Source organism: Winogradskyella sp. KYW1333, assembly GCF_003335675.1.
In the GTDB taxonomy this organism is placed as follows: Bacteria; Bacteroidota; Bacteroidia; order Flavobacteriales; family Flavobacteriaceae; genus Winogradskyella.
The window spans coordinates 39,138-50,560 of sequence record NZ_QPHL01000013.1 but is presented as its reverse complement, the minus strand read 5'-3'; the positions used below and the strand labels follow the sequence as shown (position 1 = coordinate 50,560).

Below are 11,423 nucleotides of genomic sequence, written 5' to 3'. Positions count from 1 at the left end.
TTTACGAATTAATGATTAAAAATATTTCATTCTAAAACATCTTTTTTATTTATAGTGATTATAAATAACTTAAATATATGATAGGCACAGATTTTGATTATCTTTAAACTTTGAATTTATATTTACATGACTAATAAGGCGTATTCCCTTTTATTTCTTTTGATTTTACCAATTATATTGACCGGACAGGTAGAAGAAGTTAGTCCTCCGGATTTTATAAAAACGATAAAATTTAAAAGTAATACTACACAAGGACAACTTCCTATTTTACAACTTGGGGAGCCTTTAGTATTAGAATTTGATGCACTTAATGCAAACGAAGAGGATTTTTATTATGTAATTGAACATTTTAATTATGACTGGACCCCTTCAGTACTTGCAAAAGCTGAATATTTGCGTGGTTTGGACAATCAAAGAATCTTAGAATATTACAATTCATTCAACACATATCAAGTTTATTCACATTACAAATTACAGATTCCCAATATTCAAACACGTGCTATTCTTAAAACCGGAAACTATATGATTTCCATTTATGATGATTATGACGAATTAATGTTTAGCAGAAAATTTATGGTTTATGAAGACCTTGTTAATGTTGGCGTTAATGTAAAGCGATCAAGAGATGTGAAATACGTTGCACAAAAGCAATCTATTGATATGACAATTTCGACCAATAGTATCAATTTTAATAACCCTCTCGAAACCATTAACACTGTAATTATTCAAAACAATAATTTAAATTCTTCAATCTCAGGATTAAGACCGCAATATACTTTAGGTAATAGGCTAATTTATAAATACGTTGACGAGTCGGCCTTTTGGGGAGGAAATGAATATCTCTTTTTTGAGAATAAAGATGTTAGGGCTGCAAATGTTGGCGTTCAATTTATTGATCTAAAAGACATCTATCACAGTTATTTATTTACCAATATTGCTAGATATGATAGACCATATACTTACAATCCTGACATTAATGGTAATTTTCAGATTACTGCTATAGACCGAAGCGATGTTGATGTTGAGGCCGATTATACAATGGTTCACTTTTCTTTGTTGTACGAGGAATTAATAGATAAAGACATTCATGTTTATGGAAATTTTAATGCCTTTGCCATAGAACCTTTAACTAAGCTTTACTATAATCGTGAGAGTAGTAAATATGAGGGGAGGCTAAGGCTAAAACAAGGATTTTATAATTACAAATTTGTTGCAGTTGATAAGCAAACCAATGAGTTAGACGAAGGGTTTATTAGCGGCAATTTTTGGCAAACAGAAAACAACTATAAGGTACTAGTTTATTATAGGGATCTAGGTGCTAGGTACGACAGGTTAATTGGTTATGGTGAAGCAAGTTCTGTTAATATTTCAAATTAGAAGTCTAAACTTCTAAATTTTATTTGATAAATATTCAATTATTTTTCAAATCGACAAATAATCTTCTGAAATGCAAAATAATATTGCCCTATTTTCTCTATTACGTGATGAGCTTTTCAATACAAGTAGAATTTGTAAGAATGGTTACTATAAATACGGCTTTAAAAAACCTGATATTGACCACTTCTTTACAACATTAGAGCGACATGTGACTGAAAAATTGTTAAAAAAACCTGTCAGTTAGCCTAAAATAAAGGCTTCATTCAAAAAATATCTTATTTTAGCGTATTCTTTTCTCGAGAACTATGGTACAACAAGTCACTAGTGGCATAAAGATTTCAGTCGAAACTAATTTCGAAGGGACATTTTATAAAAATTATAAAGTGCACTTTGCCTTTGGTTATAAGGTGACTATTGAAAACCAAAGTAAAGATTCTGTACAGTTAAATTCTAGGTACTGGAAAATACTAGATGCCCTTAACAAGGAAGAGACTATTGAAGGTGAAGGTGTAATAGGCAAAAAACCTGTACTTAAGCCAGGAGAATCTCATACTTACAACTCTGGTTGTTTATTATCCTCTCCATTTGGCGCTATGCAAGGACACTATAACATGGTAAATTTCACAAAGGCAAGTAAATTCAAAGTATATATCCCTGCCTTTAAGCTAAGTGCACCTTTTGCACTTAACTAAGAATTAAAATCTTTTAAATATTCAAATTTATAAAGACTTTCATTCTGTTCTACATGAAAGAATGCACAATTAGAATAATGTACAAATTGGTATTCTGAATTAATATTAAATGAAGATTCGTCTATTTCATAAATTGCATCACAATCAATGTTTCCATATGGTGAAATCCTTCTAAATCTAAATTCTTTATCATGATCCAAATCATATATCTCAAACCACGCTCCAGCAGCGATTCCACTTAACCACTGTGCATGATTTAAAACAACATTATTTTTTCGTGGTAACATTGTACCTACCAAACTTGGCTTGTAACCATTTAAGGTATCTAAGAATAGACGTCTATTTTCTTTACTAACACTAGATTGAAACTCTCTGATATCTCCACTTTCATTTAAGAGGTATACATGATTTTCCGTATCAGCGATTACAACATTGCCTATTGTGCTAGGTGTAAACCACTTAGAACGTCTTAATCTTTTCTTGATTTTTTTATCCGTAACTGATGCTATTAAGGTATCTGTAACAAACCGCGCACAATTACAAGCATCTTTTATAAAAGCAGCATATCTGATGAGGCCAGTAGATTGCATAATATCAATATGTGTTCTGGCTAATTCATAATTTACAGCATTACAAACCGATGCATATAAACGACCTTCCCCATGTGTTAATTTTGGGTTAGTAGCTAAAAATTTTAGTATTGCTTCCAAGTTTACAATTTGGTCATTTTCAATCTGAGCCATTAATGGGAAATGTAATTCAAAATCGGTTTGTTTACCTCTTACGCGACCATTGGGTTCAGAAGTAATATAACGACCAAAGTCATGGTATTCTAACTCTCCCGTTATTTTATCAATTAAAATTAAAGCAGCATGTCCGGCCCTTACATGGTTCTTGTTACCAATATTTGCATATTGCAAAAACTTAGAATACCACTCATCAGCATGAGAAACAATAGTCTCAGGATATGCTAACGTTAAAATAAAGGCATCGTTTTTAACTCCCAAATCGATTTTATTTTTCGATGAGCAACTTACAAAAAATAATAATGTCTCATTATGATTTCTATAACGTTTCAAATCATAAAACCAATGATAAAAATCGTAACTTTGCACTTTCAAAAAATTAAAAACAAAAAATCAATTTAAATCATGGGAAAAGGTTTCTTTAATGTTCCTATTGCAGTTAACGAACCCGTTAAATCTTATGCACCAGGATCACCTGAACGCGATGCTGTTTTAAAGGCATACAAAACAATGATCAACAGCAAAGTTGAAGTTCCTTTATATATTAATGGTGAGGATATTAAAACTGGTAATACCAGAACAATGTCTCCTCCTCACGACCATCAACTTGTCGTTGGAGAGTATCATTTAGCAGAACAAAAGCATGTAGAAGATGCTATTTCCACAGCTTTAGAAGCCCGTAAAATCTGGTCTCAAATGCCATGGGAACACCGTGCTGGAATATTCCTTAAGGCAGCTGAATTAATTGCTGGACCCTACCGAGCAAAAATTAACGCAGCGACTATGATTGCTCAATCAAAAACAATTCATCAAGCAGAAATTGATGCCGCCTGTGAATTTATAGATTTCTTAAGGTTCAATGTTCAGTTTATGACGGACATATATATGGAACAACCGGAAAGTACAAGTGATGCATGGAACAGAGTTGAATATAGACCTTTAGAAGGATTTACCTATGCTGTGACACCTTTTAACTTTACAGCAATTGCCGGTAATTTACCAGCCTGTATGGCATTAATGGGTAATGTAGTGGTTTGGAAACCAAGTGACAGCCAAGTTTATTCGGCTAAAGTAATTATGGATGTATTTAAAGAGGCTGGTGTACCAGATGGCGTTATTAATGTTGTCTTTGGAGATCCTGTAATGATTACAAATACGGTACTTTCAAATCCAGATTTTTCTGGTCTCCATTTTACTGGATCTACATTTATCTTTAAGGAATTATGGAAACAAATTGGAGAGAATATTCACAACTATAAGACTTACCCAAGAATTGTAGGAGAAACGGGAGGTAAAGATTTCATCATTGCACATAAATCTGCAAATGCAAAACAAGTAGCTACTGCAATATCTCGTGGTGCATTTGAATTTCAGGGACAAAAGTGTAGTGCAGCATCAAGAGCATATATTCCTAAAAGTTTATGGAGTGATGTAAAGCAATACTTGTTAGATGATATAAAATCATTTAAAATGGGTTCACCTGAAGATATGAGTAACTTCATCACTGCGGTTATTCATGAAGGCTCTTTTGACAAATTGGCCAAATACATAGATCAGGCTAAAGCAGATTCTGACGCTGAAATAATTGCAGGTGGTGGATACGATAAATCTAAAGGGTATTTTATCGAACCAACTGTAGTGATTACAACTAATCCTAAATATACAACGATGTGTACGGAATTGTTTGGACCTGTAATTACTATTTATATTTATGAAGATGATGCCTATTCCACTACTTTAAAACTTGTAGACGAAACAAGTGAATATGCATTAACAGGAGCTGTATTATCCACATGTAGATATGCTATAGACGAAGCTACAAAAGCTCTTCAAAATTCTGCCGGTAATTTCTATATAAATGATAAACCAACAGGTGCTGTGGTTGGCCAGCAACCATTTGGAGGAGCGAGAGCATCAGGCACTAATGATAAGGCTGGTAGTGCTCAAAACTTATTGCGTTGGGTATCTCCTAGGTTGATAAAAGAAACATTTGTAACACCAACGGACTACAGGTACCCATTTTTAGGGTAACTTAAGTAGACATTATTAATTAATACAATAATAGGAAACAACAAAAAGACCTGTAAAAATTTACAGGTCTTTTTTAATATTCAAATTTACTTTCTTAGTCTATTTCTTCTATAGTTTGAGTATCTCCAAAGTTTGCTGATCTCACGTTATATGCTGCATTAGTATTACCGTTTACAACAAAAGCAACAACGGTCATTTTAGATGTGTTTGACACATTAGACGGTACTGGCACTGAAAAGTTTGTAGAATAAACATTCCCTTCAGTAACCTGATCCGTAGGTATTGTATCACCCAACAAATCCGTTAACACATCTCTTAAAACATGATCGTGCTCAAAATTTGAAATGATACTGCCACCACCATAATAACTGGTATAATTAACCTGGTCATAAATTAAATCATCCTCTAAAATATAGACTACGAGCTTTGCGTTAGTTGTTGGCAAAAGACCAAACTTGATATCAACATCAACTGAAATAGTATTACCATCTAATGTTGGTGATAAAGCAAGTCCCAAGTCTGCATCAGAATTTGTCAACCCAACTACCTGACTAATATTACTTGGTTCTGGATAAGCCCACTCCGTAGTTCTGTTTAACATTGCTGTTGGATATCCAGAGAGATTAATCATATTCTCTAATGGACCCGCACTAAAATTGTATGGATCATAATTATTACCGTTAGGATTTGTGTTACCTCTATGGATTGCTACTGTAACCGCTCTGTCCGTTGCTAGATTTACTTGTTCAATACCATAAGAAACTCTTGGGCAATATCCACACCATGTACCAGTGTAATCCTCTATTAGAACATTCTGAGCGAACTTTAAAGGTGGTTCTAATACGGTAACTTGTAATGTATTACTAGTCATATTCCCATAAGTTGCAACAAAATTTAAAACTCCTGGTGCTTGAGTTGTATAGATATTGCCACCTATATCTTCACCGTTTAAAGTTATCGTTGCTGAGTTAGTAACAACTTCACTATTGTTTCCTTTTACATCAAAGAAAATTAAATCCCCAGCATAAACATCTGAATCAAATTTCAAAGATATCGTTATACTAGTTATTGCATTGGTTTCACCATCATCAGAGTCATCATTTCCATCACTACCACAACTCGTAAAAACTAAAGCTAATGCTATAAATAAGGATTTAAAAATATAATTAATTTTCATGATTTAGAGATTATTTATATTAATTGAAACACTAATATAATGTATTTTAAATCTTTTGGTATTATTATTGTATAATTGTCAAAAATAAGAACAATTTACAATCAATATGAAGCGTACTTTCCTTCTGATCTCACTATTTACTTTTTCATTATCATATGCTCAAGACATACCAAATGTCATCTTAAAAAATTTAGAGAATGAATCCGTATCGATTCAAAAACTGGCAAATTCCAACAACATAAAAGTCTTTAGTTTTTGGGCGACTTGGTGTGTACCTTGCATTAATGAATTAGATGCTATTGCTGATGTTTATGAAGAATGGCAAGATGAAACCAATGTGGAACTTATAGCGATTTCCACTGATGATGCAAGAACTAAAAATAGAGTAATTCCACTTGTTAATGGAAAAGATTGGGAATATCAAATACTAATTGATGATAACCAAGACCTAAAACGTGCATTAAATATCAATGTTTTACCTTATATAATGGTAGTAAAAAATGGCGAAATTGTTCACGCCAGAACAGGATATACACCCGGTAGTGAAGATGAACTCTACGAAGTTGTGAAGGAAAATGCCCAATTATAAAAGCTAATTGCGATTACCAGATTAAATAAACGCACACATGAGAACATTAATATTGTTATTAATTTTTTGTTTATCATTAAATCAAGCTTCTGCTCAGTTATTAGATAATTTAAGATTAGGACTAGAATCCAATATGGCTTGGTATAATGATGATAAGAGAACAGGTGCCTTTTTTGATGAAGAAAATAATGATGGCAACGAGCACGTTAGACTAAATTCTTATTTGAAATTAGATTATGATTTTCTAAAAAATTTCACTGCTACAGTTCAGATAGAATCTTATGAACCATTAGCATTATTGAATTATTCACCAAACTTTGAAGGTACTAATATTGGTATATACTCTTTAAATTATAAAAGCAATAAACTTAAAGCAAGCGTAGGTCATTACTATGAACAATTTGGTAGCGGAATGATTCTGAGAAACTGGGAAGATCGGCAACTAGGATTAAACAATGCACTTTTGGGTGGACGTATAAAATATATGCCTCTAGACTATTTAGCACTTACAGCCTTGTACGGCAAACAACGTGTAGGTTTTGAAACAGCAGATAGCGATATTTTTGGATTTAATACCGAACTAGACTTATCTAACATCTTCAATTTTGAAAACTCATCATTAAATCTAGGTTTTAGTTATGTGGGCAGAAATGAATCAACAGATATCGAGGATCCAAATTTTGATGATTTAACCAATGCTTTTTCTGGCCGTATTGATTTTACTGAAGGCAATTTTTACGCCAATGCAGAATATGTAGCAAAAACTGATGATGTGGCTGTGATCGCAGGTCAGCTCATTGATAACTTTGTTAATCCTGGTAACGCATTATTGTTAAATACAGGTTTTTCTCAAAAAGGATTCGGTATTGACGCTACTTTTAGGAGATTAGAAAATATGGGATTCTACTCTGAGCGTGAAAAGACAGGAAATGTATTTTTAGAAAACAATATCAACTTTACACCTGCTCTAACGAAACAACACGACTATTTATTGACAAATATATTTGTTTATCAAGCTCAATCACAAGTTGTTTTTGCTGATCCCGAACTAATGGAAGCTGGCGAAATAGGTGGGCAAGTAGATTTATTCTATAATATAAAAAAAGGGACTAGTTTAGGTGGTCAATACGGTACCAAATTAGCTTTTAATGCATCTTATTGGGCTGGTTTAAAAGGAGATTATGATTATAATAATTTATCTTATGATGTCGATTATTTTGGCTTTGGTGAGAAGTATTTCTCTGATATAAGTTTGGAAATCAGAAAAAAATGGAATAAAAAAGTTAATTCCATTTTCTATTATGTCAATCAGTATTATAATCAAAGAACCATAGAAGACAACTTTTCAGGAGAACAGATTAAAACGAACATTGTTGTTGGTGAGACTATTTACAAATTTGGTAGGATTGGGCAATCAATACGTTTAGAATTTCAAAAGCTCTGGTCTAATTCTGACAATCATGATTGGATTGGAGGTACTTTTGAATATAACGTCAGTCCAAGACTATCGTTTTATGTCAATGATATTTATAACAGTGGAATGGATAATAGCACTTCTGAAAACCATTACTACAATTTTGGTGGAAGTTATAATAAGGGGACAACACGCTTTTCGTTAAATTACGGAAGGCAACGTGCAGGATTGGTATGTGTTGGTGGTGTTTGCCGTTTTGTACCTGAGGCCACAGGTCTTTCAGCGAGTTTATTAATGTCTTTTTAAAGATTAAGCTTATTTAAATTTTAAAGGTAAATAAATCACCTTCTTTGTCCTAAAAAAATCTTCTTCAAAATAATCAGACAATAAATAAGCTTTGGCGTTCGTATACTGCTTTAATTCATCAGTCAAGTCTCCTCCTTTTAAATAGAAAATTCCATTTTTCAAGCTGTTCTTTTGTTTTTTGGCTATTTTACCTTTTACCCATTTGGTAAATTCCGGCATTGCAGTCACAGCTCTACTAACTATAAAATCATAAGTTTCATCAATGGCTTCTACCCTGCTATGCGTGGTTCTTATATTTTTTAATTCAATCGCTTCTGCAATTGCATTGATGACTTTTAGTTTCTTATTAATACTATCTACAAGATGAAACTGGCATTTAGGAAATAAAATAGCTAATGGTATACCTGGGAATCCACCTCCAGTTCCAACATCTAAAATTGATGTTTTGTCGTTAAACTCAATAACCCTTGCAATCCCTAGTGAGTGCAAAACATGCTTCAAATACAATTTATCGATATCCTTTCTCGAAACAACATTTATCTTTAAATTCCAGCCTTTATATAAGGCTTCCAAAGCCTGAAATTGATGAATCTGATGGTCAGATAAATGAGGAAAGTATTTTAATATTAATTCCACTTAATTGATTTTTGGCAAAAATACATTTTTTACTTTGGACAAAATTAACGTTTAAGGATAATGGTTGATTTTAATTATTATTTATCTTTGACAAGTTTTAATGCAATTTATCCCTAAACGTTAGAATAAAAAAACTAGGAATTACATGGCAAATCAAACCCTATCTTTTTCAAGATCCGATTCGGCAAAATTTTTCAGAACTCTTAATAAAAGAGTGAATAACTATTTTAAGGAAAACAATATAAGACGAACCGGAAATTGGCAACTTTGGGTAAAAACCATAGTTATGTTTGCTTTATTTTTAACACCTTATTTTTTATTATTAACCTTAGACATTCCTACTTGGGCTCAGATTCTTTTAACCATTGTAATGGGTATTGGAATGGCTGGTGTTGGTATGAATGTTATGCATGATGGAAATCATGGTTCCTTCTCCAACAAAGAATGGATAAATAGGTTAATGGGTAGTAGTATTTATATCCTAGCTGGCAATGTATACAACTGGAAGGTTCAACATAACGTTCTACATCATACCTACACAAATATTCATGGTCACGACGAAGATTTAGAAGCTGGAAGAATACTCCGATTCTCTAAACATACAAAATGGCGCAAACACCATAAATTTCAGCATTACTATTCAATTTTCTTATATGGTTTATTGACAATTAATTGGGCTATAACCACTGATTTTCAGCAAATGCATCGTTACATGAAACGTAAGCTGTCTTATGGAAAATTACCAAATCCATTTGTTAATTGGAGTAAACTGGTAATAACAAAACTTATTTATTTATCCATGTGGATCATTTTACCAATTGTATTAACTGATATTGCTTGGTATAAAATTTTAATAGGTTTCTTTATAATGCACTATGTTGCTGGTCTCATTTTAAGTGTTGTATTTCAGTTGGCTCATGTTATGGACGAAGCAGAAATGCCAATGCCAGAGAAAGATGGTACAATGAAAAACACCTGGGCAATTCACCAGCTAAAAACAACTGTTAATTTTGGAGCAAAAAGTTGGCTAATAAATTGGTATACTGGTGGTTTAAACCATCAAGTTGAGCATCATATATTCCCACATATCAGCCATATTCATTATGGCAAAATTGCCAAAATTGTTAAGGATACAGCTAAAGAATTTAATTTACCTTATAAAGAATATAAAACTACAAGAAAAGCAATTGCAGCGCACTTCAAGTTTCTTAAGGAAATGGGAATGCGTCCAGCGTTGCAAGCATAAAATATTTATAATATATCATGAACCAACTTTCAGATAGAATTAACAATCTATCGACTTCAGCAACCCTTGCCATGGCTGCCAAAGCCAGAGAAATGAGAGCAGAGGGTAAAGACATTATTGGACTAAGCCTAGGAGAGCCAGATTTTAATACTCCAGATTTTATTAAAGACGCTGCTATTGACGCAATTAATCAAAATTATAATAGTTATACTCCTGTAGATGGTTATGGCGATCTAAAAAATGCTATAATTACTAAATTCAAAAGAGACAATAATCTTAATTATGTACCTGCTCAAATTGTTGTTTCAACAGGTGCAAAGCAATCGTTGTCAAATGTGGCCGCAGTTTTAATTAATGAAGGTGATGAAGTTATCCTACCTTGTCCTTATTGGGTAAGTTACAGCGACATTGTAAAATTAAATGGTGGAATCCCGGTAGAAGTTAAAACGTCCATTGATACAGACTTTAAAATGACAGCTGAACAGCTTGAAGCAGCGATAACACCAAAAACAAAAATGATTTGGTATAGTTCACCATGTAATCCAAGTGGGTCTGTCTACAGTGAGCAAGAGCTAAGATCTTTAGCCAGAGTTCTTGAAAAATATCCTAATATATTTGTGGTTTCTGATGAAATATATGAACACATAAATTTTAAAGGTGGGCACTTTAGCATGGCCAATATTGACCATATGTACGACAGAACTATAACTGTAAATGGCGTATCGAAAGCATTTGCAATGACAGGCTGGAGAATTGGGTATATAGGTGCACCAGATTGGATAGCCAGAGCTTGCAATAAAATGCAAGGACAAGTAACCAGTGGCGCTAACTGTATTGCACAAAGAGCCGTAATTACAGCTTTAGAAACTGATCCTTCTAGCATTTCGTATATGGTAGAAAAATTTAAGGAAAGACGTAAACTTATATTGAATTTACTAAATGAGATTGACGGGTTTAAATCAAATGAGCCAGAAGGTGCGTTTTATGTATTCCCAGACGTTTCAGCATATTTTGGAAAAACAATTAAAGGAACAACCATAAATAACGCAACTGACATGTCAATGTTCTTATTACAGGAAGCTCTAGTTGCAACCGTTACTGGAGAAGCATTTGGAAACCCTGATTGTATTAGGATTTCTTATGCTGCTTCAGAGGAAAACATTAAAGAAGCAATTAAACGTATAAAAGATGTGTTAAATTAATATTACA

At 32.9% G+C, this 11,423-nt stretch carries 10 protein-coding genes; 7 read left to right on the top strand and 3 right to left on the bottom strand.

The genetic code is table 11. The features are described from left to right. The first annotated feature begins 126 nt into the window (after nucleotides 1–126). The gene (locus tag DUZ96_RS03600; protein ID WP_114300596.1) at nucleotides 127–1,377 is read left to right on the top strand and encodes a DUF5103 domain-containing protein; all 1,251 of its coding nucleotides are present in this window, start codon (nucleotides 127–129) and stop codon (nucleotides 1,375–1,377) included. A 305-nt stretch (nucleotides 1,378–1,682) separates the two neighbouring features. Continuing rightward, complete coding sequence (gene apaG, locus DUZ96_RS03595; protein WP_114300595.1) at nucleotides 1,683–2,069, top strand: Co2+/Mg2+ efflux protein ApaG; 387 nt, start codon at nucleotides 1,683–1,685, stop codon at nucleotides 2,067–2,069. Here the strand turns inward: apaG and DUZ96_RS03590 are convergent. Further along, nucleotides 2,066–3,184, bottom strand: coding sequence for a DUF6695 family protein (locus DUZ96_RS03590; RefSeq protein WP_258774306.1), 1,119 nt, complete (start codon nucleotides 3,182–3,184; stop codon nucleotides 2,066–2,068). The two genes, apaG and DUZ96_RS03590, sit on opposite strands and share 4 nt — an antisense overlap. 36 nt (nucleotides 3,185–3,220) lie before the next feature. Here DUZ96_RS03590 and pruA point away from each other — a divergent pair, with 36 nt between their 5' ends. Next, nucleotides 3,221–4,846 (top strand): L-glutamate gamma-semialdehyde dehydrogenase, encoded by a 1,626-nt coding sequence (gene pruA, locus DUZ96_RS03585; RefSeq protein ID WP_114300594.1) that lies wholly within the window; start codon nucleotides 3,221–3,223, stop codon nucleotides 4,844–4,846. 94 nt (nucleotides 4,847–4,940) lie between these two features. Here the strand turns inward: pruA and DUZ96_RS03580 are convergent, their stop codons facing one another. Continuing rightward, on the bottom strand, nucleotides 4,941–6,023 hold the full coding sequence (locus DUZ96_RS03580; protein WP_114300593.1) for an Omp28-related outer membrane protein: 1,083 nt from the start codon (nucleotides 6,021–6,023) through the stop codon (nucleotides 4,941–4,943). 106 nt (nucleotides 6,024–6,129) lie between these two features. On the opposite strand from DUZ96_RS03580, the gene DUZ96_RS03575 reads away from it, so the two are divergent. Together DUZ96_RS03575 and DUZ96_RS03570 are read left to right on the top strand one after the other, a co-directional pair. Further along, nucleotides 6,130–6,612, top strand: a complete 483-nt coding sequence (locus DUZ96_RS03575) for a TlpA disulfide reductase family protein (protein WP_114300592.1) — start codon at nucleotides 6,130–6,132, stop codon at nucleotides 6,610–6,612. A gap of 37 nt (nucleotides 6,613–6,649) precedes the next feature. Next, nucleotides 6,650–8,332, top strand: a complete 1,683-nt coding sequence (locus DUZ96_RS03570; protein WP_114300591.1) for a DUF6029 family protein — start codon at nucleotides 6,650–6,652, stop codon at nucleotides 8,330–8,332. Nucleotides 8,333–8,341: 9 nt separating this feature from the next. Here the strand turns inward: DUZ96_RS03570 and rsmG are convergent, their stop codons facing one another. Continuing rightward, the gene (gene rsmG / locus DUZ96_RS03565; protein WP_114300590.1) at nucleotides 8,342–8,968 is read right to left on the bottom strand and encodes a 16S rRNA (guanine(527)-N(7))-methyltransferase RsmG; all 627 of its coding nucleotides are present in this window, start codon (nucleotides 8,966–8,968) and stop codon (nucleotides 8,342–8,344) included. A gap of 145 nt (nucleotides 8,969–9,113) precedes the next feature. Here rsmG and DUZ96_RS03560 point away from each other — a divergent pair, with 145 nt between their 5' ends. Continuing rightward, complete coding sequence (locus DUZ96_RS03560; protein WP_114300589.1) at nucleotides 9,114–10,214, top strand: acyl-CoA desaturase; 1,101 nt, start codon at nucleotides 9,114–9,116, stop codon at nucleotides 10,212–10,214. 17 nt (nucleotides 10,215–10,231) lie between these two features. Next, nucleotides 10,232–11,416 carry a pyridoxal phosphate-dependent aminotransferase gene (locus tag DUZ96_RS03555; protein WP_114300588.1) on the top strand — a complete coding sequence of 395 codons (1,185 nt, stop codon included), beginning with the start codon at nucleotides 10,232–10,234 and terminating at the stop codon, nucleotides 11,414–11,416. Nucleotides 11,417–11,423 lie beyond the last annotated feature (7 nt).